The sequence below is a fragment of the Aquimarina sp. U1-2 genome (assembly GCF_017897595.1).
Classification (GTDB): domain Bacteria; phylum Bacteroidota; class Bacteroidia; order Flavobacteriales; family Flavobacteriaceae; genus Aquimarina.
In genome coordinates this window covers 36151-61372 of the sequence record NZ_JAGKIK010000005.1, presented here as the reverse complement: position 1 = coordinate 61372, position 25222 = coordinate 36151, and the positions used below count along the sequence as shown (strand labels likewise).

General features: G+C 34.4%; 20 protein-coding genes. 10 read left to right on the top strand and 10 right to left on the bottom strand.

Features of this window, described 5'->3' with window-relative positions; genetic code table 11:
- Positions 1-257: 257 nt before the first annotated feature.
- On the top strand, positions 258-1076 hold the full coding sequence (gene kdsA / locus J8281_RS08350; RefSeq protein WP_210197163.1) for a 3-deoxy-8-phosphooctulonate synthase: 819 nt from the start codon (positions 258-260) through the stop codon (positions 1074-1076).
- On the opposite strand, the gene J8281_RS08345 is transcribed toward kdsA, so the two are convergent.
- Positions 1063-1425, bottom strand: a complete 363-nt coding sequence (locus J8281_RS08345; RefSeq protein ID WP_210197162.1) for a DUF1801 domain-containing protein — start codon at positions 1423-1425, stop codon at positions 1063-1065. The two genes, kdsA and J8281_RS08345, sit on opposite strands and share 14 nt — an antisense overlap.
- A 91-nt stretch (positions 1426-1516) precedes the next feature.
- Here J8281_RS08345 and J8281_RS08340 point away from each other — a divergent pair, with 91 nt between their 5' ends.
- The 7 genes from J8281_RS08340 to J8281_RS08310 all read left to right on the top strand — a co-directional run bounded on the left by J8281_RS08340 (position 1517) and on the right by J8281_RS08310 (position 6708).
- A complete protein-coding gene (locus J8281_RS08340; RefSeq protein WP_210197161.1) occupies positions 1517-2128 on the top strand; it encodes a hypothetical protein in 612 nt (203 codons plus the stop codon).
- A 55-nt stretch (positions 2129-2183) separates the two neighbouring features.
- Positions 2184-2477 carry a transcriptional regulator gene (locus tag J8281_RS08335; RefSeq protein WP_210197160.1) on the top strand — a complete coding sequence of 98 codons (294 nt, stop codon included), beginning with the start codon at positions 2184-2186 and terminating at the stop codon, positions 2475-2477.
- Positions 2478-2641: 164 nt separating this feature from the next.
- A complete protein-coding gene (locus J8281_RS08330) occupies positions 2642-2941 on the top strand; it encodes a hypothetical protein (RefSeq protein WP_210197159.1) in 300 nt (99 codons plus the stop codon).
- A 12-nt stretch (positions 2942-2953) separates the two neighbouring features.
- Positions 2954-3619 (top strand): DUF1361 domain-containing protein, encoded by a 666-nt coding sequence (locus J8281_RS08325; RefSeq protein WP_210197158.1) that lies wholly within the window; start codon positions 2954-2956, stop codon positions 3617-3619.
- Between the two features lie 23 nt (positions 3620-3642).
- Positions 3643-4998 carry a cell envelope integrity protein CreD gene (gene creD, locus J8281_RS08320; protein ID WP_210197157.1) on the top strand — a complete coding sequence of 452 codons (1356 nt, stop codon included), beginning with the start codon at positions 3643-3645 and terminating at the stop codon, positions 4996-4998.
- A gap of 175 nt (positions 4999-5173) precedes the next feature.
- A complete protein-coding gene (locus J8281_RS08315; RefSeq protein WP_210197156.1) occupies positions 5174-5671 on the top strand; it encodes a DUF192 domain-containing protein in 498 nt (165 codons plus the stop codon).
- A gap of 263 nt (positions 5672-5934) precedes the next feature.
- Positions 5935-6708, top strand: coding sequence for a DUF1206 domain-containing protein (locus tag J8281_RS08310; RefSeq protein ID WP_210197155.1), 774 nt, complete (start codon positions 5935-5937; stop codon positions 6706-6708).
- Between the two features lie 114 nt (positions 6709-6822).
- Here J8281_RS08310 and secDF read toward each other — a convergent pair whose 3' ends face one another.
- The 6 genes from secDF to gyrB form a co-directional block, all read right to left on the bottom strand.
- Positions 6823-9840, bottom strand: a complete 3018-nt coding sequence (gene secDF, locus J8281_RS08305) for a protein translocase subunit SecDF (protein WP_210197154.1) — start codon at positions 9838-9840, stop codon at positions 6823-6825.
- 217 nt (positions 9841-10057) lie between these two features.
- Positions 10058-10690: a hypothetical protein gene (locus tag J8281_RS08300; RefSeq protein WP_210197153.1), complete on the bottom strand. Its 633-nt coding sequence runs from the start codon at positions 10688-10690 to the stop codon at positions 10058-10060.
- A gap of 251 nt (positions 10691-10941) precedes the next feature.
- The gene (mdh, locus tag J8281_RS08295) at positions 10942-11868 is read right to left on the bottom strand and encodes a malate dehydrogenase (protein ID WP_210197152.1); all 927 of its coding nucleotides are present in this window, start codon (positions 11866-11868) and stop codon (positions 10942-10944) included.
- Positions 11869-11956: 88 nt separating this feature from the next.
- Positions 11957-12958 carry a DUF6588 family protein gene (locus J8281_RS08290; protein ID WP_210197151.1) on the bottom strand — a complete coding sequence of 334 codons (1002 nt, stop codon included), beginning with the start codon at positions 12956-12958 and terminating at the stop codon, positions 11957-11959.
- A gap of 289 nt (positions 12959-13247) precedes the next feature.
- Positions 13248-15149 (bottom strand): PQQ-binding-like beta-propeller repeat protein, encoded by a 1902-nt coding sequence (locus tag J8281_RS08285; RefSeq protein ID WP_210197150.1) that lies wholly within the window; start codon positions 15147-15149, stop codon positions 13248-13250.
- 298 nt (positions 15150-15447) lie between these two features.
- Positions 15448-17388: a DNA topoisomerase (ATP-hydrolyzing) subunit B gene (gene gyrB, locus J8281_RS08280; protein ID WP_210197149.1), complete on the bottom strand. Its 1941-nt coding sequence runs from the start codon at positions 17386-17388 to the stop codon at positions 15448-15450.
- A gap of 414 nt (positions 17389-17802) precedes the next feature.
- On the opposite strand from gyrB, the gene J8281_RS08275 reads away from it, so the two are divergent.
- Positions 17803-18948 carry a M12 family metallopeptidase gene (locus J8281_RS08275; RefSeq protein ID WP_210197148.1) on the top strand — a complete coding sequence of 382 codons (1146 nt, stop codon included), beginning with the start codon at positions 17803-17805 and terminating at the stop codon, positions 18946-18948.
- A gap of 246 nt (positions 18949-19194) precedes the next feature.
- Here the strand turns inward: J8281_RS08275 and asnB are convergent, their stop codons facing one another.
- Positions 19195-20859 carry an asparagine synthase B gene (gene asnB / locus J8281_RS08270; RefSeq protein ID WP_210197147.1) on the bottom strand — a complete coding sequence of 555 codons (1665 nt, stop codon included), beginning with the start codon at positions 20857-20859 and terminating at the stop codon, positions 19195-19197.
- Positions 20860-21110: 251 nt separating this feature from the next.
- Here asnB and J8281_RS08265 point away from each other — a divergent pair, with 251 nt between their 5' ends.
- Positions 21111-21644 (top strand): DUF2911 domain-containing protein, encoded by a 534-nt coding sequence (locus J8281_RS08265; protein WP_210197146.1) that lies wholly within the window; start codon positions 21111-21113, stop codon positions 21642-21644.
- A gap of 2221 nt (positions 21645-23865) precedes the next feature.
- Here J8281_RS08265 and J8281_RS08260 read toward each other — a convergent pair.
- Together J8281_RS08260 and J8281_RS08255 are read right to left on the bottom strand one after the other, a co-directional pair.
- Positions 23866-24495 carry a 7-carboxy-7-deazaguanine synthase QueE gene (locus tag J8281_RS08260; RefSeq protein ID WP_210197145.1) on the bottom strand — a complete coding sequence of 210 codons (630 nt, stop codon included), beginning with the start codon at positions 24493-24495 and terminating at the stop codon, positions 23866-23868.
- Between the two features lie 108 nt (positions 24496-24603).
- Positions 24604-25047 carry a RidA family protein gene (locus J8281_RS08255; RefSeq protein WP_210197144.1) on the bottom strand — a complete coding sequence of 148 codons (444 nt, stop codon included), beginning with the start codon at positions 25045-25047 and terminating at the stop codon, positions 24604-24606.
- Positions 25048-25222 lie beyond the last annotated feature (175 nt).

The window sequence follows — 25222 nt, the reverse complement described above, 5'->3', positions numbered from 1 at the left end:
TGAAAAATAGAGATTTTTAGCTTAATTGAAAGCATTTCTTTGTTGCATAGCCTTTGCTACGGAACTCAAAAATGACAAAAAGTAGGTAAAAAAGATCATTTTGCAGCTAATTATAAAAAGTCAAGATGAGTTCATAATAATACCTGCGCTAATTGGCAGTTTGAAAAATAGCGAACACCAATTCTAAAGTGACTTTTATCAAGAATATTTTACTTCAGTTATGAAAAGACTTATCTTTACCTTCTTAAATGTATCACATGGATCTTTCTTCAATTAAAAATCTAAAACATCTTGATGCTAATCATTTTTTTCTTCTTGCCGGGCCCTGTGCCATCGAAGGAGAAGAAATGGCGCTGCGCATCGCAGAAAATGTAGTCGAAATTACTTCCAGGTTAAAAATCCCTTACATTTTTAAAGGATCTTTTAAAAAAGCAAATCGTAGCCGTATCGATAGTTTTACGGGAATCGGAAATGAAAAAGCTTTGAAAATTTTACGCAAAGTAGGAGAAACGTTCGAGATCCCTACCGTTACTGATATACATGAAAATGAAGATGCAGCTATGGCGGCAGCTTATGTTGATGTGCTACAGATTCCCGCCTTTTTGGTTCGACAAACAGATTTGGTGGTTGCCGCTGCAAAAACCGGAAAAACGGTTAATCTAAAGAAAGGACAATTTATGAGTCCCGAAGCGATGCAGCACGCAGTAAAAAAAGTAAACGATAGTGGTAATGATCATGTAATGATTACAGATCGGGGAACCATGTTTGGTTACCAGGATATGATTGTAGATTTTAGAGGGATTCCCACGATGAAACAATATGGAACAACAGTTTTGGATGTTACACACTCGCTACAACAACCTAATCAATCCAGTGGTGTTACAGGAGGACGACCAGACATGATAGAAACTATCGCTCGCGCTGGTATAGTCACAGGCGTTGACGGACTGTTTATGGAAACACATTTTGATCCTGCGAATGCCAAAAGTGATGGTGCCAATATGCTTCATCTTGATCATTTAGAAAAATTACTAAGCAACCTGGTGGCTATACGGCAAACAGTTAACCAGTTATAAATTTTTCTTTTCTAAAGTGGTAGGCTTCTTTAAGAACTTCACTAAGTATTTGATCATTAATCTCCTCTAGAGTGCGATAACGTAACGACCTTACAAATTTTCTGTTATCTGATTGTAAGTATTCCAAATGCTTCGTAAAGTGTTGTGCTGCCCAAAATCCTACATCTACATAACCTTTGGTGACATTGAGATAGCAAATAGGATATTTCCCCTCATAATAAAACGGAAGCTTCCACTTATACAATAACGTTACTTCTGGCAAACTGGTTTCAATAATCACCTGTAGATGTAACAATATGGATTGAAAAGGTTCTTGTTGCTTTACAATATATGCTTCTGCCGGATTCATATGTCAAAAATAAAATTTTAGAAGTATATCCCTAAAATATTTGCACAATTCGAAGTTTTAATTTTACTTTGTATTTCAAAGTACTTTTAATATGAATAAAGAAGAATATTTAAAAGACATTACCGAGATTAAAAATATGATGAATAAATCATCTCGATTTCTCTCTTTAAGTGGTTTATCTGGAATTTTAGCCGGAATTTATGCACTTACCGGTGCAGCATTTGCCTACTATCTGTTTGAAAAGAGCGGTAGGGATTACATCATTTTAGATAGCCAGGTATTTCGATATATTTTGATTGATCTTTTCGTCGTTGCACTTTTGAGTATTGCGACTGCCATTTTCCTTAGTGTTAAAAAGGCGAAGAAAAATAATGAAATTCTATGGAACGGAACTTCGAAAAGATTACTAACAGCCTTTATGACTCCCTTGCTTACCGGTGGTATCTATATTATCATTAAAATTTTTACTCATCATTATGGGCTTACTGGATCTTTAATGCTTATTTTTTATGGGTTAGCCTTGGTAAATGCATCAAAATATACTATTGGTAATGTAAAATATCTGGGATATATAGAAATTATATTAGGTTTGTTATGTGCTATATTTCCCGGATATGGTTTTTGGTTCTGGGTGTTAGGTTTTGGTGCTATGCATATTCTTTACGGAAGCTTGATCTATCTAAAACACGATCGCCAGGAATAAGCCACTTTTTTAATAGTACGAATTACAAAGATTTCTGTGTATACAGCAACTACCGATGAAGAATATAATACACAATATAAACAAAGCTTTTGACCACCGAATTCGATTGGGCATTATGTCTATATTGGTAGTGAACGAATTCGCTGATTTTAAAATGCTGAAAGAACTGCTGGGAGTTACCGATGGCAATTTGGCAAGTCATACCAAAGCACTAGAAAAAGAAGCATATATTAATGTTGAAAAATCATTTATAGGCAGGAAGCCTAATACAAAATATAGCGTGACTAAAAAAGGACGTGATGCCTTTAAAAAACATGTAGAAGCCATTGAAAAACTATTAAAACAATAACTATATTTTTTTATTTATTTACTTTGAAATTCAAAGTACTTTAAAATACTTAGATACTAACAATATATTCTGAAAAAACTTTATGAATGGAGTAAGACACCATTTCAAAAACTTTTGAAACAACTGCTCCAAATAAGTTAACATACATTTTTAATTACTTCATTATGCAAATAACACAGTATATCAACAAAAAAGCACTACAAGTTGCGGTTTCAAGTTTTCTGCTAGGCACTATAATTTTAGCTTTATATCTCATTTCAGAATCTCCCTCTTTTCTTATTGCAGGTGTATTTTATGTCCTTATCACTTTAGTTCTTAATGCAATTATGTTCATAGAACTATTAATTCATGCCATAATTATGCATCAATACTACAGAGAAAATCTAATTACTATCTTCTGCTTTCTTGTTAATATTCCCATAGCCCTAGGATATTTCTATCTGGTTATGAGTAGTCCATTTTAATGCTATCCCATTATGAAACACACTTTTTATACCTACCTACCCTTTATCAAGAATTTTAGTGTAGCTATTATTTTTACCTTTATTCTTCTGCTGGCGAGAATCATTACAACAGACTCCTTTTTGTATCTGTTTCTGATCTGGAATCTATTTTTAGCCTGTATACCCTACTTCATTACTTTACTATTACATTATTTTGTCAATAGAAAAAACCTGTTCTGGTTGGGCTTTTGTATCTGGTTGGCTTTTTTACCTAATGCTCCGTACATCTTAACCGACATACAACACATAAAACAAAGTACGTTACCATCGATTTGGTTTGATGTATTACTTATTCTCTCTTTTGCCATTAATGGGATGATCATTGGATTTGCCTCTTTACAAATGATGCAAAAACTACTTAAACAACGATTGCCCCATCGTGTGGTTACAATCGTTGTGCACTTTATTTTACTCTTATGCGGATTAGGTATATACTTAGGTCGAATACTTCGCTGGAACAGTTGGGATATTATTCAAAATCCTGTTGACATTACAGGAGATATCATTAAAAGAGTTCTTTCTCCCTTGTACTATATAGACACTTGGATGTTTACTGCAGGTTTTGGTGGCTTTTTAATTCTCACCTATCGATTATTAGAGTATTACCGCGAGACAAAATTATATCATCATACTGAATAATATAATTATTTAAATTTCAACATATGGAAACCCAAAAACAAAAAAAGTCCTTCGGGCAATGGATCAAAACTTCAATAACAATTCGTATGCTAATGGTTGGCGCATTAATTTTAACCTTGCTAATTCCGTTATCTTTTATTGAGAGTTTAATACGTGAGCGCTCTTACAGACAAAAATCTGTAGTTAAAGAAATTAACCAAAAATGGGGTAACGAAGTATTATTATACGGACCTATTCTCAAAATCCCATATCACGTACATACCTTGAAAAAAAACTGGGATGATAAAACAAAATCATATACCGAAGAAACGTTTACGACGACTAGAAATGCCTATTTCTTTCCAGATGCGTTAGACATTGCCAGCACTATAGAATCTGAAACCTTAGGTAGAAGTATTTATGAATCTGTAGTATATACGGCTACTATGAAAATTAAAGGTTCTTTTACCTCTCCCAGTTTCGACAGTAGAAATATCGCAAGTAAGGATATTTTATGGCATAAAGCTACAATACTATTAAATACTACTAATATTAAAGGCATAAGAAACAATTTAGAATTAACATTAGGTACCCACACGTATGCATTACAATCACGCTATACCAAAAACTCTTACACAAATAGATTAGAAACCGAATTTTTAAAGAATACTACACTCCCAAAAGAACAACCTATTGATTTTAGTATGGATCTGGTGATTAATGGTAGCGAGCAATTACGATTTATCCCTGTGGGTAAAGAAACCACAGTATCGATGGTTTCAAACTGGCCGTCACCCAGTTTTAACGGGAATTATTTACCAAATACTAAATCCAAAGTAATTTCAGAAACCGGTTTTAAGGCCCAATGGAAAGTTTTGCAGATTAACAGAGAATTCGAGCAACAATTCTTTGGACAACTTCCAGAAATTAACACTTCAGCTTTTGGTGTAAAGTTGCTAATTCCGGTAGATGAGTATCAGAAAAGTGAGCGGGCCAGTAAATATGGGTATTTAGTCATAGCCCTTACTTTTTTAGTATTTTTTTTGATTCAAACTATTAGTAAAATAGATATTCATCCTTTTCAATACCTAATGATAGGGCTGGCGTTGGTTATGTTTTATACGCTGCTGATTTCAATATCAGAGCATTCGAGTTTCTTATTTTCATATACGATCTCAGGAATAGCTGTTGTAGGATTGATAGCTATATATGTCAAAACCCTTCTCCGTAGCTATAAGTTTTCAATTTTTATTGCTCTATCTTTGGTTGTACTGTACGCCTTTATTTTTGTTATCATACAACTGGAAAACTACGCCTTACTCGTTGGCAGTATCGGATTATTCTTGATTCTGGCAGCTATTATGATGATTTCTAGAAAAATAGATTGGAAAAACAACTAAACACCCAATATATTGCAACATACGTCAAATCATGTTATTGCTGTAATCAGGTTACGCAGCCTTACTATCAAAATTATATAGAAAAAAACTAAATTTTGATCTACAGATAAAAGTCACGCTTCATATTTTTGGAAGTGTGGCTTTTTAGCTACTTTAGTCCATAAAAAGCAGTATAATGAGCAACTATGTATATATATTTTTGATAAGCCTAAGTGCAATGTTGACCTACTCTTGCAAAACAGAAGTCAAGAATGAGCGTATAGACACCAAAGAAATTACTTTCAATAAAGAAGGAGAACTTTCTTTGTTCAATTTTAAAGACACCATAGTAGATCCTATCGTCGATTTAAACATTGAAATTGCCGATAATGAATATCAAATTCAAACAGGTTTAATGTACCGCAAAACTATGAAAGACGATCAGGGCATGCTTTTTATATTTCCTGAAGAAGCCCCTCGTTCATTTTATATGAAAAACACTGAATTTGCACTAGACATTATTTTTATTGATGCAAATTATAAGGTGGTAAGTATTCAAAAAAATGCGCAACCCCTAAATGAAACTTCGTTACCGTCTGAAGGTCCTGCGCAATATGTATTGGAAGTAAATGCAGGATTATCAGAGCAATGGAATTTAAAGCCTGGTGATTCTATCTCGTTTATAAAATTATAGAGCAATTTGCTATACTGTACAGTATAATTGCACTATTGATTCTATTGGTTAAACCCGGTGTAATAGATACAACACTAATACAGTTGTATACCTACTTTTACCACTATCTACGTATATTATGGCCTGACACTGTGTAATTTCTAGTGAGCAATTTTAAAGTAGAACGGGTATAAATGAAATGGATTAATTATTTTTTCATTACAGCTATATTAATCTAGTGGCACAGATTATCTTCACCATAATCATCGAAAACTACTCTAAAAATGAATGAAAATATTAAAACTGTTGCGCATATTGGTTATACCGCAAAAGGTGTAGTATATGCACTTACCGGGATTCTAGCCTTAATGACTGCATTTGATCTGGGCGGACAAAAAGCCGGAAAACTTCAAATTATTGAATTTTTGGAAAATCAAGCTTTTGGAAAAATTATCTTAGCACTACTGGGAGTAGGATTGGCTTGTTATGCTTTTTGGCGATTTATGCAAAGTTTAAATGATCCAGAAGGCATTGGCAATGATGCCAAAGGCATTATAAAAAGAATTAGCTTTTTTATTAGTGGTGCTGTGTATTTAGCCCTTGGAATATATGCAATTATTGAAATTTTTCAAGAACAGGGAAATAGCGGTAGCAAAATGCCAGTAGACGGTCAATCTGGAAAATACATTCTTATCGCTATAGGTATTGGCTTAGCTATCAAAAGTATTTACCAATTTATTAAAGCAATTAAAGGTGATTTTCTAAAAAAATTCAATTTAAGTGCTATTTCGAGTGCCAAGAAAACTAGTATAATTAAAAATCTGGGCTATTCCGGATTAGTTGCCAGAGGCATTGTTGTTGGGATTATCTCTTACTTTTTAATTAGAGCTGGTATGGATTTATCATCTTCTAACAATATCAAAGGAACCAAAGAGGCTTTCTCCTTTTTAGAACAAAGTACATCAGGCCCTTGGCTATTTGCATTAGTATCACTAGGACTTCTATGTTATGGAGTTTACATGTTTGCCATGGCGAAATATAGATCTTTTGATGATTAATACCAGTTCATAGTGCGAACTCAACTTAAGCTTACTATTTCACTGGATAATACTAAAAAATCCGTTCTAATCTACTAGAACGGATTTTTTAAAAGCTATAATTACGAAATAAGTTTACTTTTCTTTCGTCTCTTTGGTTTTTGTTTTTAAACCTACCTTTCTTACCGTATCATGCATTATCGGAGTGGCAATAAATAATGAAGAATACGTCCCGATTAGTACACCGATAATCAGCGAGAACATAAACCCTCTTAAGGGTACTGCAAATATAAAAATGGCTACGAGTACCAACAACGTAGTTAATGATGTATTTAGGGTTCGGCTTAACGTACTATTTAAAGCTCCGTTTACATTTTTATCTAAAGGCCATGTAGTATGTTCTGCAAAAAACTCTCGAATTCTATCAAACACTACCACAGTATCATTTAGAGAATATCCTATTACTGTAAGTATTGCTGCAATAAATGCCTGATCGATTTCCATATTGAAAGGCATAAACTTCCAGGTTAGAGAGAACACACCCAGTACGACCAAGACATCGTGAAATACAGCTGCAACCGCACCTAAACTGAACTGCCATTTTCTAAATCGTAAAAGAATATATAAGAATACCACAATTAATGACGCCAATACCGACCAAAAGGCAGCTTGTTTGATATCATCTGCAATGGTTGGACCTACCTTCATAGATGACATGATCCCTACTTGCTTATCGTCATCACCGTTGGCAAACTCATCATAAGTTAGCCCCTCGGTGAGATAAGGTTTTAATGCTTCAAAAAGTTTGTTCGAGATCTCGCTATCGATAGCTTCACCGGTTTCATTTACTTTATACTTTGTCGTAATTTTTAACTGATTATTAGCACCAAGTGTTTTAGCCTGAGCACTTTCAAAAACAGCTACCAAGTCTTTCTCTACTGCAGTAGGCACTACATCTTTGGCAAAACGTACCGTATACGTTCGTCCCCCAACAAAATCTACACCATAATCCAGATTGTTGGTAAATAATGAAAAAATACCGGTAGTGATAATAATCCCAGAGATTACGTAAGCGATCTTACGTTTCTTTAAGAAGTTGATATTTACATTCTTGAATAGGTTTTTGGTAGCTGCCGTAGAAAACATAAGCTCCTTACCGTTTTTACCATAACCGTCGATAAATAATCTTGTTACAAAAATGGCTGTGAATAATGATGTAAGAATACCGATCAATAACGTAGTCGCGAACCCTTTGATAGGTCCCGTACCAATAACCAATAAAATTAGACCTGTAAGACCGGTAGTAATATTCGCATCCAAAATTGAAGACAACGCATTATTAAATCCGTCTTTAATAGCATCGGCTTGAGACTTGCCTTTGGCTAATTCTTCTCGAATTCTTTCAAATATTAACACATTCGCGTCAACAGACATACCAATGGTTAATACGATACCTGCAATCCCTGGCAATGTTAATACTGCTTTTAACCCTGCCAATACACCAAAAATAAATAATATGTTCACTACAAGTGCCACATCGGCAAATGCACCTGCTTTGCCATAATAGAATATCATCCAAATCAGGATCAATACTAAAGCAATAGCAAATGACATGATACCGCTATCGATAGCTTCTTGCCCCAGGGATGGACCTACAACTTCACTTTGAATAATATCTGCAGATGCCGGTAATTTTCCTGCTCTTAATACATTGGCTAAATCCTGTCCTTCTTCAATAGAAAAATCTCCTGTGATTTCACTTCTTCCTCCAGGGATTCCATTGGGATCACTTACCCCAGGTGCAGAGTATACAATATCATCAAGAACTATAGCGATCTGACTCTGTTGCGCTGCAGCTCTTTTGGTCATCTCGGCCCATTTTTTGGCTCCTTTACCATCCATTTGCATGGTTACCGCTACTTTACCAACTTGGTTATAATCTTGTCGCGCATCTGTGATCACTCCACCACTCAATTCTGGCTCGCTGTCGCGATTTCCTTTAATTGCATATAATTCTAAAATTTCAGAATCCTTTACTGGTTTACCCCAAGCAAATTTTACGTATCGTTGTTCTACAGGTAATAAAGCGCGAACCTTTGGATCATTTAGATAAGCCATTATTTGGTCTGCGTTCTTTTTAAGTGCCTGAAGAATTACTGGTCCTCCTTGACCTCCTTGCCCTACGATCAAATCGAATATCGGATTTACCTGGGTTTCCACATTTGTCGAATCGTCTGCATCTTCTAATAAGTTTTCGATAGCAGCATCTTCATCAGTCTTTGCCGTATCTACTTGGGTAGAATCCAAAACGATTTCGTTTGAGCTTTGAGACTGGGGTTTATTCTTCTCCAGTTCTTCTTTTAAAAGGTTATTTGCAGGAACGATCACCGAGTAAAAGATTTCTTCCATTTTATACACATCCCAAAACTCTAGTTGAGCCGTACTTTGTAATAGATTTTTTACCCTAGCTACATCTTTTGCTCCCGGAAGCTCAACTAAAATTCGACCAGATTGCCCAAGGCGCTGTATGTTGGGCTGCGTTACTCCAAACTTATCAATACGTTTACGCAACACTTCAAAAGCAGAAGTTACCGATTCGTCTATTTTTCTTCTTAAAATAGGCTTTACTTCTTCGTTCGTCATGTCATACACGATATCATCGCTTAAATTTTTATTTGCGAAAATATCAGGCGATGCTAATTGAGCATCAGGAATTTTTTCAAACTCGGTGAAGAAATCTTCAATGTATGTATTCTGACTGTTTTTTTGTAACTCATCAGTAGCAAGCAATGCCTGATTAAATGAAGGATCTTTCGAATTATTTGATAATCCTTTCAATATATCTTTTACAGAAATCTGAAGAATTACATTTATTCCTCCTTTAAGGTCTAAACCTTTGTTAAGTTCTTTATCTTTAGCATCATTATATGTAATTCCTGCAAAGATTTCTTCTTTACCAATAGAGTCAAGATACTGCTGCTCTGCCGTTTCTCGTAATTTAGAATAATTTTCTATATTCTCGCCATACTTTTGTTGCGCATAGGCTTCGGCTTCTTTTTCTTTGGTGTAGGCTAGATATGTATACGAAAGCTGATATACACATACCAACCCAAATAAAATCGCAAACACCCTAACAAGTCCTTTGTTTTGCATTATTTCCTTTTTTAATTAAACTTCGAATACCTTTTTTATGGCTTTTGTTGAAGTTTGATAGTTTTTAATAAATAATTTATGATTGTTATCAAATAGCTTGTGTTTTGTAATGAAGCTATTTACTATGAAACAACGAATGCAGAGATATGTAGTATATCACAGATTCATTTTATTTCGTTTTTATGAAATGAATTCAGTATTCAGGACAGATCTGAATCTATAAAAGATAAAAGGGTCCGGCTCTTCCCTCTGGAATTTGATATAAAACATCTTTTATTGCCAATGTAATCGTCTTATCCCCTTTTAACGTAGTACCACCATACCGAAATTGATGCGTATGCGTACTAAAAAGACTCCGTAAAAAAGAAAAAGAATGGTGATGTACAGACCCATTTCTTTTATGATATGTTTTTGAAGCAAATACACTCTTAAAATCGGGGTTAAAATCTATACTTTTTTGAATTTCACTGATCTTGAGCTCATAATCCCGGGAGGGTTTATCTGAAGGTTTGTGGTCACTCTTATTTTCATGGTCGTATGCGGTATGATCCAGTGAAATGTTTTGCGTTTCAGATAATATTTTCTTGATAACGTCTATATCTGCATCACTATAATACGTGATTTTAAGTGCCCCTTCTTTTGAATGGTTATACACTCGGGTATGCTTTACACCAATACGACGTAATTTTGTTTTTACCGATGCAATTGCCTTTTGTATCTCTTGAGGAGAGATTTCAGTATTCAGAAATTCTAATACGATCTCCTGATTTGGCACCACGGTTTGCTGCTGAACAATGACAAGCATTGCCAGCACAGAAATAAAAATCCCGAAATACCATTTTTTTTGCATGGCGCAAATATAAAAATTTAAAACTTTTTATGTGCTGTTTTAGATGAATATTGAAATTACCGCAATTATGTGGGTACTCAGTAAGCTACCTCATTACAAACTGTAAGGTATTAAACCCGGATTATGCATTATAAAATCTATTGAAAACACCAATAAAAAAGGCTCCTCATCACGAAGAACCTTTATTTTATTGCTAAATGATTTTTATGTAGTCATGATATAGTAAATGCATTGTAAATTCCAGTTCTAAATCACAACTCTAGCAGTCCATTAGTTTTTTTAACTCCCTCTGCACTTTCTGCCAGCTTTGCTTTTTCATCATCACTCAGCTTAATTTCTACAATTTTTTCGATACCGTCTTTTCCTAAAACTACGGGTGTACCAATACATAAATCTTGTAATCCATACTCCCCATCTAATAGGGTAGAACATGGGAAAATTTTCTTTTGATCACAAGCTATAGCTTGTACCAGACCCGAAACTGCAGCTCCCGGAGCGTACCATGCAGAAGTCCCCAACAATTTTGTTAATGTAGCACCGCCCACTTTGGTATCTGCAGCTACTTGCTCCAGTCTATCATCTGAAATAAATTCTGAAACAGGTACACTATTTCTGGTAGCCAATCTGGTTAATGGCACCATTCCTTTATCACTGTGCCCTCCTATTACCATACCATCTACATCAGAAATAGGAGCTCCTAGAGCTTCTGCCAACCTATATTTGAAACGTGCACTATCTAGAGCCCCGCCCATACCTATAATTCTATTTTTGGGAAGATCGGTTGTTTTATGCACTAAGTACGTCATTGTATCCATAGGATTACTAACAACGATAATAATTGTGTTTGGAGAATGCTCAATTAAACTTGAAGACACCGTTTTAACAATACCGGCATTAATACCGATAAGTTCTTCTCTTGTCATACCGGGTTTACGAGGTATACCCGAAGTAATTACAGCAATATCACTACCTGCCGTTTTAGAATAATCTCCTGTAGTACCGGTAATTTTTGTATCAAAGCCATTTAAAGAAGCTGTTTGCATAAGATCCATCGCCTTACCTTCGGCATATCCTTCTTTGATATCTAGTAATACTACTTCTGAAGCAAAATTCTTAATGGCGATGTACTCAGCACAACTTGCACCCACAGCACCAGCGCCTACTACTGTAATTTTCATTATATATTTTTTTGATTGTAGTTAAACATATTTTCGAGTTGCGAAAATACGAATTCTAGAACGAATTTATGAGCCAATAAAAAGTTAATTACCATCCACAAGCAAGTCCAATAGATAGGTTTCCAAAATTTTGCAATGTGTAATCTATATTTGCTTTAAAAATACCAAATTGCGCACGAGCTCCCAGCGTTGCTTTAATTCCGTTAGTTTTTGTTCTAACGCGTATAGGGTCGGTGACTGTCTCTGAAGCAAACGGACCGTTTTGTATTTGATACGTTCCTAATACGTCTGCATCGCTTGACCCGAAATAATAGCCTAAACCACCATAAAAATTATAGACAGGAAATTTAGTTGAAACGATACTGGTGAGCAACCACGAATTAGTATCTAATTGCACCTCTTGATTGGTACCGGGAACCCCCGTAGCTGAATTTAAATCATAATTTCCTTTTACATTGGTATATCCTAGCAGTGCAGAAATTCTCATAGGCAGCCTTTTGAGAGGAAATACCCAATTGGTAAACTCATGCTGAAAGGCAATACCATATAGTTGTATTTCAGCATCTCCAACCGCTTTTATTTTGGGCATAAACCGCAATTTTATTTCTGTACTTTTGATCAATCCCATAGACCCTTGGATAAATCCGTTCGGTAAAGATCCTATTTCAGAATCTCCTATACCATCGGGCAATACGATTTCATGTTCTGAGGCACTCCCTTCATTAATTACTATCGATAAATTTTCAGAATTTGTACCTAATGAACTCCCTACAAATTGGCTAAAACTACCATCCCTAAAACTTAGATTTGTATATTCTGCAGTTCTTAAAAGAAAAGACTGTTTATCATCTCGCACAAAAGAGAGATTACCAACAACACCTATTTCAAAATGCCAAAGCTTTTTAGTTTTTGCTGTAGTATACCAACCGTTGGACATTGTATTGATTAACGCCTGTCCTGCGGGTGCAAAATACTCTTGACTAAATCGTTGTGCATTTTCTACGCCTAGCTCGAGAATTTGATCAATGTTGGTTTGAGAAGTAAGTATATGACTTAAAAAAAGAGCAATACCTATTGTAGTTTTTTTCATGAATCTGGATTTATGGGCATTGCAATATAAAAAAAAACGTTCAAACGACCATTAATCACGGTGTATGAGTTAGAAAATCTACAACAACTTGGAATTGTGCAAAAATCTGAGGTGATACCCGATAAAACAAAAAGAGGCTATCTAAAAATAAGTATAAAAGTCGTCACAAAAGATTTCAATTTAGAAGTAATCTGTTTATTCGTAATTTACGTTTTACAGATTGCTTCGCCTCTCTCAGAATAACGATGTTTAAACAGTCTCTTTTTGTTTAACCAGGTTGTATAGTTAATTATTGGTAATCAAAAATGTTCAGGTTTTTTCCTTTGGTGTAGAACACTCTTTTTTCTACCTGATCTACATGATAATTTGGCTTATTATCCTCAAAAGTAAATTTATCTTTCTCTTCGCCTCCATCCTTGGTTACCTGAACCAAATATTTCGTTTCTGCATTATCTTTCGTGAAAAAGAAAGAATAATCTCTTGTATTTGCAGAACCATCATAACGATTAGGGTTGTATAATGCCTCTGCCGCCATTTCTCCATAAGCACCTGCCTGATATTGTACAGCGCCTTTATCAGCTTGTTTAAAACCTCCTGTTCCTGGTGGTCGTACGCCTGTAAAGGTTTCTGCAGCTCCAGAAGTTGCACCCATACCCATGTTATACACACCTGCCACTTGATAAGCTGCACCGGCAGCTTCACCTAATACAGACAAGGTATTAAGTAATTTTCGCCCAGTTTCTCCTGGCTGCGGATAATATTTTGTCTTTTTTACTGTACCATCTTTGGCAACGATAGCAAACTCCCAAGGGCTACTTAGATAATAATTATCTCCGCGTACTTCTAATCTATTAAAATCCTTATGCTTTTTAAGCTCAAGCTTTTGACTATTATCTTTATTCCAACCTTTATCTGGGTTTAATAAATAGAGTTCCTTACCATCTAAAACAATCAAATTCTTTTCTTGATCATCATAAGCTATTCTTGTATCTTCATCTACACCAAACTTCCAGATTGCCTTTTTAACCCCATCTTCATAATATGCGATGCGGTAAGGCGTAGCAATGATACTTCCTTTATTATATCTAAATTCATCATAGGTATCATCCTCTCCTACTTCTGCCAGGAAATCGTTACCATTAAATTGTGGTTTTTTCCATACTTTCTTACCGTTATTGTCCAACAAGATTTTCCGAGCCCCGTAGTACACCATGTATCCTTCATCAACTTTTTCTACATCATTTATTCTTCTCTTTTCAAAATCTTTCTTCCAAAGTTTTTCTCCGGTAGCATAATCATAAAGGCTTCCTGCTTTTTCGTGTTTAATAAAGAGTTTTCCATCTACCTCTTGCTCAAACATAAACCCTTCATCTAGTTTTAATGGTTTTTTCCATGCTTTGCTTCCATCTTCGACTTTAAAAGCATGTATTTTGTCCCCTAACGCAGACAGTTTATTTGCATTCAATGTCATTGCCGCTCCCATCATAGAACCTAATCCTCCTCCTGCGGCTTCTACAGCATACAAGATATCTTTTGAAGGATTAAGAAAAAGCTTTCCTATTTTTTCTTCTTCATTAAAAATAACTGATCCATTCGTACTATTCAAAATAAACAAGTTAGACCCTAAACTAAAAGCAATATTAGTATTCTTATCTACAACCAAATTATTCAGAGTACCTCTTTTTTTAATCGTTAATTCGGTATTCCATTTACTTTCATTCGATTTTAAAGAAACCAAGAATGCTTTATTTTTTGCTTTGTCTTCTGTTGTGCATTGAAAAATAAAGGATTCTAACTCAGGAATAATTTGGAAAGATTTGATTTTTTTATATCCTTCTTTTTCCTTATCCAATAACACCTTCCCATCGCGAGTATCAATTAACAAATTCGCTACGATAATATAGGGTGAAAATGGAACCATACGATAATTTTCCTGATCTGTTTGAATCGCTCCTCCCAAGAGAGAAATTCGGTCTCCTTCTACTTCCCATATTTTTGTTCCTTTCTCTGCATCGATACCTGCAACCGTTTTATCTGTGAGCACTATTGGAACCGCAGAGAACTCATGAAAAAAGAGTTGTTCAATTTTTCCATCGAAGGCAATTTGCTTATCAGCGCTTCGCTGAGCAAAAATTGTGTTACAAGCGACGAAAAGAACTAGTAACGAGAATTTTGATAGATGTAGTTTCATACGTTTAAATTTTAGTAATTACTTGGTAATAAATTAATTATAAAATTGAGAATTTAGGTAACGCTACGTTCTCATATTAAAAATTTTAAACATTAAAATGCGAATCTGTATAGAAGATCTAAATTGATTACATAAATAAAATTCTACTATTGAACTTTACCATGTACTGGGTTAAGCTACTATACATTCTTAAAATTATATTAAGATTTTGCTAATTTATATAAAAAAAAGAATCTACCATGGAATATGATAGATTCTTGATACAATGTCTAATTTTATCGACTAATAGTATACCAGCCTACGCATCAATATTGGCATAGACAGCATTTTTCTCTATAAATTCTCTTCGCGGTGGCACTTCGTCTCCCATGAGCATAGAGAATATACGATCAGCCTCGGTGAGATTATCGATACTTACTTGTCGTAATGTTCTAAATTCTGGATTCATAGTGGTATCCCAAAGTTGCTCAGCATTCATTTCTCCTAAACCTTTATATCGTTGAATTTTGGAATTATCCCCGAATTCTCGAACGATTTGATCCCGTTGATCATCATTCCAGGCATATTGCTTTTTGGCACCTTTCTTTACCAAGTACAATGGAGGCGCAGCAATATAGATATGACCAGCTTCGATTAACTCTTTCATATAACGGAAAAAGAACGTTAAAATCAAGGTTGAAATATGACTACCATCAACATCTGCATCACACATGATAACAATTTTGTGATATCTTAATTTTGACAAATTGAGTGCTTTACTATCTTCTTCGGTACCAATAGTTACCCCTAATGCTGTAAAGATGTTCTTAATTTCTTCATTTTCAAAAACTTTGTGATGCATCGCTTTCTCTACATTAAGGATTTTTCCGCGTAGCGGAAGAATGGCCTGAAACATACGATCACGTCCTTGTTTTGCAGTTCCCCCTGCAGAATCTCCCTCAACAAGAAATACTTCGCATAAGGCAGGATCTTGCTCAGAACAATCTGAAAGCTTACCCGGTAGCCCCCCGATACTCATTACAGACTTACGCTGTACCATTTCGCGGGCTTTTTTAGCAGCATGACGTGCCTGAGCGGCCAGAATTACTTTCTCAACGATAGTTTTTGCATCGCTTGGATTTTCTTCAAGGTAATTTTCTAACATCTCAGAAACCGCTTGTGAAACGGCAGAGGTAACTTCTCTATTACCTAGCTTTGTTTTTGTTTGCCCTTCAAATTGCGGTTCTGCTACTTTTACCGAAACAATAGCTGTTAATCCTTCACGAAAATCGTCTCCGGCAATTTCGAACTTCAATTTGTCAAGCATTCCTGAAGCATCTGCATATTTTTTTAGTGTAGAGGTCAACCCTCTTCTAAAACCAGATAGGTGTGTACCCCCTTCATGAGTATTGATATTGTTCACATACGAATGAAGGTTTTCTGCATAAGAATCGTTGTAAATCATAGCCACTTCTACAGGAATATCATTTTTCTCGCCTTCCATGGCAATGACTTCTCCTATGATAGCACTACGACTCGCATCCAAAAATCGTACAAATTCTTTTAATCCTTCTTCAGAATGAAAAGTCTCAGAAACGTAATTACCTTCGTCGTCTTTATGACGCATATCGGTAAGCGTAATAGTGATACCTTTATTAAGGTATGCCAGTTCTCGCATACGACTGGCTAATGTATCGTAATTATATTCTATCGTCTGCTGAAAAATTGTAGTATCAGGCTTAAAGGTTACGATGGTACCTCTAAAATCTGTTTCACCGGTAGCTTTTACGGGATATAAAGGCTTTCCTCTTTCATACTCCTGTTCCCATACTTTACCTTCTCTATGAACATAGGCATGCAAATGATCTGAAAGCGCATTAACACAAGATACACCAACACCGTGTAATCCCCCAGAAACTTTGTACGAATCCTTATCGAACTTTCCTCCTGCACCTATTTTTGTCATCACTACCTCTAGAGCAGAGACACCTTCTTTTTTATGTATTTCTACCGGAATCCCCCGCCCATTATCTTTGGTTGTGATAGAATTGTCTTCATTAATAGTAACTTCAATTGTATCGCAATGCCCTGCCAGCGCTTCATCTATAGAGTTGTCTACCACCTCGTAAACCAAGTGGTGTAAACCTCGTACGCCAACATCACCAATATACATTGACGGACGCATACGCACGTGTTCCATTCCCTCTAATGCCTGAATACTATCGGCAGAATAATTACTTTTCTTTTTTTCTTCGCTCATAAACCAGCTTTATTATTAGGATAATTTTGGTTAACGAACAAAGATAAAAAAACACAAAAAGGATAAAAGGATTTTATCTATGATGATTTAAAGAGTTATCAACAATTATATATAATATACTACCAGATATACATAATATGCCCTTAAAAACGATAAAAACCACCTCAAACGGATTTTATATTAATTTTAGCATTTTAAAACGTGAGTAGAAAACTTAGAAAATTAATAAAAACAATTAAAAATTGAATGGTAACTTAATTTATAATTACGCTTACTAGTTCGTCGCTTACGAATTCTCATTACTTAAGTATAATTAACATTTTTTAATTTTTTTTTAACATTTAGAATTGAAATAACCATGACATATCCATAGTTATCCTCGCATATAAAACAAACTCATAATTATACTTTAACATGAAAACACAAAATTTAATGAATTTGGTAAAAGTTACCATGCTAAGCTTAGGACTTTTCTTAACCTCTTGTTCTAATGAAAACATTGATGACTTGCCTAATGAAACTGGTGAAACAACACTCTTGGTCGATAAATATTTTAGAGGTGACTTGATACAGGTAGAGGATTTGGGAAATGGTACTTTTAAGTGGGGTGATATATTATTTGATGAAGCGCAACTATCTGACGAGAAAATCATTTTTGATCCTTTAGCTGCACCAGACCAAGGTATTGATGCAAAACTAGGTCTGGCCTCTAGAGTACGCAAATGGAGAAATAACACTATCGTTTATGTATTAGACAATAGTTTATCAAGCAGACAACGTGATGTTACTTTTGACTCGATGGATGAATGGATAAACAATACCAACATACGTTTTAAAGAAAGAACTAACGAAAGTTCTTATGTTACCATTCGAAATAGCGGTCGTGACTGTAATTGTGCTTCTGCAAGTTTGGGAGATCAAGGCTCTAGAGGTACCATTAATATGGGAGTAAGAACTGGTGTTGGAGTAATGACTCATGAAATTGGACACACATTAGGGTACCTACACGAACAAAATCGAAGCGATAGAGATCAATTTGTAGATATTTTTCCTGAAAATATCCAAGACGGAGCCATAAGTCAATTTCGAATCGACAGTAACTCTGTAAATCCAGGTGAATTTGATGTAGCATCAATTATGATTTATAGCAGTTTTACTTTTAGTAAAAACGGTCGGCCTGTGATGCTCGAAAAAGATGGTAGCCGTATTCCCTTTAGAAGTAGATTATCTGCCGGTGATATTGCAGGAACAAATCAATTGTATCCCAGCGATACCGGTGGCGGTGATACTTGTGAAGGGGTAGACGAATGGGTTTCTGGAAGACGATACAATGTAGGAGACCGAGTAACGTATGAAGGCTTTTTATATGAAAGAGATTTTAATGGATGGAATCGTCTTTTAGAATGTGACACAACAGTAATTGAAGATATTTGCGAAGGAATTTCTGCATGGAATAGAAATAACAGCTATTCTGTAGGAGATCAGGTTACATATCAAGGATTTTTGTATGAATTACAAAGCAATAGAAGATGGTCTAATCTAGGACAATGTGGTAACTAGAATAAATATTGCATAAAAATTTATAGCAGCACAAAAAAACCCTGAGAACTATTCTCAGGGTTTTTAATGTTAATGAAACTGAACTTTTCAGCTTTTTAAATTAATACTGTGGTATTTTTAGCATACTAAACTGGTTTAAACCTTTTTGATGTAAGCTAAAAAGTTTACATCAGTCCACATAAGAAATTAACTGCTTTAAAAATCTTAGCCTTCATAAATTCGACGATATAAGAAAGTATAGGCTAACTAATACGCTTCTTCATGAATATTGGCTACAGCTCTACCGCTTGGATCATTCATATTTTTAAAAGCTTCGTCCCATTCTAATGCTATTTTTGTACTACAAGCAACCGATGGCTCTTGGGGTACACTCAGCGCTGCAGCGTCGCTGGGAAAATGGCTTTCAAAAATTGTTCGATAATAATATTCTTCTTTGTTTTGAGGGGTCTGTATTGGAAATCTAAAATGGGCGTGTTGCATTTGCTCATCAGATACTTCATGTTCAACCACCTCTTTCAACGTATCAATCCAACTGTAGCCCACTCCATCAGAAAATTGTTCCTTTTGACGCCAGGTAACACTTTCAGGAAGATAGGATTCGAATGCCTTTCGAATTACCCATTTCTCCATTCTTTCACCATTGATCATCTTATCTTTTGGATTGATGCGCATAGCCACATCCATAAATTCTTTATCTAAAAAAGGTACACGACCTTCAATACCCCAAGCTGCCAGTGATTTGTTGGCGCGTAAACAATCATACATATGCAATTTATTAAGCTTCCGCACCGTCTCATCATGAAATTCTTGAGCATTAGGTGCTTTATGAAAATATAAATACCCACCAAAAATCTCATCTGCACCCTCACCAGAAAGCACCATTTTAACGCCCATAGATTTAATGACCCTGGCCATTAAGTACATTGGTGTAGAAGCTCGAATCGTTGTGATGTCATAGGTCTCTAAATTGTAAATAACATCTTTTATAGCATCCAAACCCTCTTGAATGGTAAATTTAATTTCGTGATGTACAGTACCTATATGATCTGCAACTTTTTGTGCAGCTGCCAGATCAGGCGATCCTTCTAATCCAACCGAAAATGAATGCAATTGTGGCCACCATGCGGCTTTGGTACCCCCAGACTCTACACGCTTTTCAGAATATTTTTTGGCTATCGCAGAAGTGACCGATGAATCTAAACCACCCGATAACAAAACTCCGTAAGGAACATCAGACATTAATTGCCTATGAACTGCTGCTTCTAAAGCTTCTCTAACCTCATCAATACTTGTTTGATTTTCTTGAACAGCTTTATAATCTGACCAATCTCTGGTATACCATCTTTTAACCTTTCCATCTTTGCTAAATAAATAATGACCCGGCGGAAATAATTCAATTTTTGTACAAACTTCTTCGAGAGCTTTCAATTCTGAAGCTACATAGAACGTTCCATTTTGATCCCAACCCATGTATAAAGGTATGATCCCCATATGATCTCTTGCAATAAGATATAGGTCATTTTCGGTATCATATAGCGCAAAAGCAAAAATACCGTTTAAATCATCTAGAAATTGTGTTCCTTTTTCTTGATACAAAGCCAAAATTACTTCGCAGTCTGAAGCTGTTTGAAAATTATAGGTTGCTTTAAGTTGATTTCGAAGCTCTTGGTGATTATATATCTCACCATTAGCGGCTACCACTATTTTTTCATCATCACTAAAAAGAGGTTGTTTTCCAGATACAGGATCTACGATGGCTAAGCGCTCATGAGCTAGTATCGCACGATCATTGGCATATATCCCATTCCAATCGGGGCCCCTGTGACGAATTTTTTTAGACATTTCTAATAATTTTGGTCGTAATACCTCTACATCTTGCTTTATATCAAAAGCACATACTATCCCACACATAATTTTATTTTATTAATTAAAACAAATGTGAGACTAAGCTTTAAAAATATAAACAACTAAAGCGTATTTAACTACAATTTAAAACTTAAAACGATAAAAATAAACATAACAATTAGGAGTAGCTACAAATTTATACGTAAAACTATCGATATATTAGATAAAGATTTAACAGAACTTATAGAATGGATTAACATTTCTCTTGTAAGTTCAAAGATATCTTTACGTCTTACGTAAAAATTAAAATCATAATCATGAAAAAATCAATCTTACTCGTTGCTATGGTGCTTTTGGGAACGATAACTACTATGAATGCTCAAAAATTTGAGGGGTTACAAAAAAGTCCGACAGACATTGCTTATGCAAAAACTGATAGAAACGCCAAACCAGAAATTAAAGTAGTGTATAGCCGCCCCCAGAAGAAGGGTCGTGAAATTTTCGGAAACATTGTGAAGAATGATAAAGTTTGGAGAACAGGAGCAGACGAAGCTACTGAAATCAAATTTTTTGAAGATGTAAAAATGGGAGATCAGAATATCGAGGCCGGAACGTATTCGTTATTCACTATTCCTGGCGAAAAAGAATGGACGATCATTATTAATTCAGATCTTGACAGTTGGGGAGCTTATACTTATGATAAATCTAAAGATGTTGCCAGAATAAAGGTTCCGGCATCAAGCGGTGATGAATTAGAAGTATTTTCTATAGCTTTTAATAAAGTAGATAAAGGTTACCATATGATATTAGGTTGGGATACTACCAGAGTAGAAGTCCCCTTTTACATGTAGTAGCAAATACTTTAAAAACAAAAAAGGCTTAGTTTATAAACTAAGCCTTTTTGTATCATTATTTTAATGCCCCTAAAATAATATGATTTGTGTTGATCTTTTAAAAATGTTATAAAATCTTAAGATCTACCGACGGATGGCATGACTTGATGCTCCTGGTAATTCGCTTAAAAATTCCATTACAATTCTGAAAGTTAATTTAAATTTAGTGTAAAATAGCCCCATATATTTATTTTTTAATAATTAGATAAATTTAATGACAAAATATTGTCAAATCAATATTTTCATTAATTTTTAGACATAACCGAATATTTCATCGACAACGAACACAATTACTTAATTTTCTGCTAGTTAACCTCTAGTTCTAACGATGGATTTTACTAGGAAAATAGCGTAATCTCTGTTACGTTTTTACTACATCAATCTCATCCATATGTAGTAAACTCGATAGTAGTATAGTTAAGATACTATCGATGGATCGCATGACTACATGCAGAAGGCAATTGCCTTAAAAATGATTTTAATGCTTTTACATCAACCATTAAGATACCGTAAAATAACTTCATATTTATGTTTTTTAAATTGATTTACAAATATATAGGCAATTATATCAAGTATAAAAATATTAACATAGACGTGACGATAATTTAGATAATCTAAATATCTAAACAGATGAATTGCATTTATAATAATTAAGACTATTACTATTAAAAGAAAAATCTTACAAAAAAATCACATTATACAGGGGAAATATCCCCTTTTTAATAGCTATAGATATAAAACTTAATTGACTTAAACACATAGATACATATCCATTGCATAAATTTCTACACCTTACCATTCAAAATAATGTAATACTTAGGATGATAACTCTTGGCAATACGTTTTTAAGGACATCAGTAAACCAACTTACCGAAAGCCTATGAAGCACTGATTGAAACTAATTTTGTTTTGGGATCTTGCCCACGAAGTATTTAAAACTCGATGATTGAGTGAATAAATTAAAGAAAGAAATTAAAAATAATAAGCGGTACTTTGTAATTGCCACAACGTAATAAGAAAGAAATCAAATTAAGAAATTCAATACCTTATAAATTGTTCAAATAAGAACAATTTATAAGGTATTGAATTTAGAAAGACAACAATTATTGACGCATTGCGTTACCTGAAGCACCAGGTAAATCTTTAATAAATCCAATAAAAGATTTAAAACCAAGACCAATTGCTTTAAAAAATTTGTTCATTTAATGATGTTTTAATTGATTATTCTCGAAAATTAAATTATGAAGTAATATATCTACTGCAATTACTATTATTTTTTGATAAGGTACATTTTAAATAGCTAACTTAAACTTTTAGAGGTTAGTAGTTAGTTACACCTACTGAATAAGATATATAGTACTAATGTCTAGCTGATACCTTCGTTAGAGTTCAGGACAGGCTCAATCAAAACCTATTTTACAAAAACGAAATTTCTTGACTGCACTCGAACGAACATGTGATAAGATTTTAAATTACTAAAAAACAATTTTTATAATAAAACCTATACGTATTTATCTACTGATCTCTAAAAGCTTAAATCAATTCTAAATGATAGACATTTAACATTGTTTTAAACACACTTAAAAAAAGAATAGTTTTCTTACTAAAATAAGCTCTCCTGATTGTATAACCTATTTCTCAAACCTATCACGAAGCAAATGATGTGATGAGTTTTTTCTTCAAACTGAAAACTAAATTTACTAAGTACCTATGTATTATTTGTGTAAATGCGTCATATAATAATTAGAAAATCCTACCGGTCATCAAAATAGTAATGAATCAAATTATCATTTTCTATTATTTGCGCATTGCATACCATGAAGCTCCTGGCAAATCACTTATAAAAGTCATAATAGACTTAAAACTTATTCCTAATATTGTGTAAAAATTTTTCATAGCTAACTGATTTTAAATTACTTACATAAATTTACAAATAGTAAAAGATTAAATCAAGGTAACTAGTATAGTATCAATTAACATTTCGACACAAATAATATTATCATCGCTAAAAAACTTTAATATGAATACAAAATAATTAAAATTGTAAGTTTTTTCTTTCTAATTTATAGTCTTTATATATACTAATGTATCACAAATTACTGTTTTACCGTAATTTATTTATTATCAAGTACTTGTACAAAATATGTAAAAAGACAAATCTTATACTATGTTGCTATTACTAGGGAATATTTAAATATTTATGTGTTTGAAGCGACACTCTCCATTTTGGATTGTTCATTACATAATCTACGATGAGGGGTATAACTTTTTCTCGAACACTCCATTCGGGTTGCAGGTATAATATACATTCGTTTGAAACTTTCAACGCTTCCTCTTCAGCAAATACAAAATCACTCTTATTGTATATAATGCATTTTAGCTCATTGGCAACCTTGTAAATCTCATTCTTAGGCTTTTTTACCTTTTTTGGTGACAAACAAATCCAATCCCAAATACCTGTAAGCGGATAGGCTCCAGAAGTTTCTATATGCGTTTGAGCTCCTTTTTCTTTTAATTTTTGAGTTAGTAGTGTCATATCCCAGGTTAATGGCTCTCCTCCGGTAACCACTACTACATTACTATAGCGAACTGCATTTTCTACAATGATCTCAGTTTCTGTAGGGGGATGTATGCTGGCATTCCAGCTTTCTTTAACATCACACCAATGACATCCCACATCACAACCTCCAATTCTTACAAAATATGCCGCTGTTCCTTTATGATATCCTTCTCCCTGAATCGTATAAAACTCTTCCATTAAAGGAAGCATTTCTCCCTTATCTACCAATGTTTGTACTCTATTTTGCATAAGAGCGCAAAGGTAAAGGAACTGGTTTAAACTTTTTTTAATTTGCTAAAAAAATGCTGTTTTGCAATAAAATAATTCGTTTTCCTCCGAATTACACATACAAATTCATTAGGGTTTGACTGCAATACATTCAATTTCTATGGTAGCGCCCATAGCCAAGTCTTTGGCCGCAAAGGTTGTACGCGCTGGTTTTTGTGGAAAATAAGTTCTATACACTGCATTACATGTTGCGAAATCTTCGATATCAGATAAAATAACGGTACATTTTACGACATGTTTCATCTCTAAATTATGATGTTTTAGAACCGCCTTTATATTTTCAAGAGTTTGTTTGGTTTCGGCTTTTATACCACCTTCTACAAGCTTTCGAGTACTATGATCCATTCCAATTTGACCAGAAAGAAAATAGAGATCATCAACTTGAACAATATCAGAAAAAGGTGCTGCCGACTTCTTGGGCTCGTGAGTCTTGTGAAAAATTATAGTTCTGGTGTCGGTTTGACAAGCCTGTATAACAAGTGCAAAACATAGAATACAAAGGATATTTTTCATACGTTTAACTATTTTTAATGGTTTGAAAACGATGTAATTAAAAAATTGAGAACGTATGTAATCACTACGCTCTCACATTAGAAATTTTATTACTATCCGTTTCATTGGTTTTGATTTTTATACTCGCTCTGTGCGTACAACAGATGAAACCGAATGACACTTGCTAAAGCGTAAT

Coding starts and splice junctions, on each gene's coding strand:
- J8281_RS08315 (WP_210197156.1), top strand. CDS start 5,174: ATGAGCAACTATGTATATATATTTTTGATAAGCCTAAGTGCAATGTTG.
- J8281_RS08275 (WP_210197148.1), top strand. CDS start 17,803: ATGAAAACACAAAATTTAATGAATTTGGTAAAAGTTACCATGCTAAGC.
- J8281_RS08260 (WP_210197145.1), bottom strand. CDS start 24,495: ATGCAAAATAGAGTACAAACATTGGTAGATAAGGGAGAAATGCTTCCT.
- kdsA (WP_210197163.1), top strand. CDS start 258: ATGGATCTTTCTTCAATTAAAAATCTAAAACATCTTGATGCTAATCAT.
- J8281_RS08335 (WP_210197160.1), top strand. CDS start 2,184: ATGAAGAATATAATACACAATATAAACAAAGCTTTTGACCACCGAATT.
- J8281_RS08300 (WP_210197153.1), bottom strand. CDS start 10,690: ATGCAAAAAAAATGGTATTTCGGGATTTTTATTTCTGTGCTGGCAATG.
- J8281_RS08330 (WP_210197159.1), top strand. CDS start 2,642: ATGCAAATAACACAGTATATCAACAAAAAAGCACTACAAGTTGCGGTT.
- creD (WP_210197157.1), top strand. CDS start 3,643: ATGGAAACCCAAAAACAAAAAAAGTCCTTCGGGCAATGGATCAAAACT.
- J8281_RS08345 (WP_210197162.1), bottom strand. CDS start 1,425: ATGAATCCGGCAGAAGCATATATTGTAAAGCAACAAGAACCTTTTCAA.
- J8281_RS08325 (WP_210197158.1), top strand. CDS start 2,954: ATGAAACACACTTTTTATACCTACCTACCCTTTATCAAGAATTTTAGT.
- J8281_RS08310 (WP_210197155.1), top strand. CDS start 5,935: ATGAATGAAAATATTAAAACTGTTGCGCATATTGGTTATACCGCAAAA.
- asnB (WP_210197147.1), bottom strand. CDS start 20,859: ATGTGTGGGATAGTATGTGCTTTTGATATAAAGCAAGATGTAGAGGTA.
- J8281_RS08290 (WP_210197151.1), bottom strand. CDS start 12,958: ATGAAAAAAACTACAATAGGTATTGCTCTTTTTTTAAGTCATATACTT.
- gyrB (WP_210197149.1), bottom strand. CDS start 17,388: ATGAGCGAAGAAAAAAAGAAAAGTAATTATTCTGCCGATAGTATTCAG.
- J8281_RS08265 (WP_210197146.1), top strand. CDS start 21,111: ATGAAAAAATCAATCTTACTCGTTGCTATGGTGCTTTTGGGAACGATA.
- J8281_RS08285 (WP_210197150.1), bottom strand. CDS start 15,149: ATGAAACTACATCTATCAAAATTCTCGTTACTAGTTCTTTTCGTCGCT.
- J8281_RS08340 (WP_210197161.1), top strand. CDS start 1,517: ATGAATAAAGAAGAATATTTAAAAGACATTACCGAGATTAAAAATATG.
- mdh (WP_210197152.1), bottom strand. CDS start 11,868: ATGAAAATTACAGTAGTAGGCGCTGGTGCTGTGGGTGCAAGTTGTGCT.
- J8281_RS08255 (WP_210197144.1), bottom strand. CDS start 25,047: ATGAAAAATATCCTTTGTATTCTATGTTTTGCACTTGTTATACAGGCT.
- secDF (WP_210197154.1), bottom strand. CDS start 9,840: ATGCAAAACAAAGGACTTGTTAGGGTGTTTGCGATTTTATTTGGGTTG.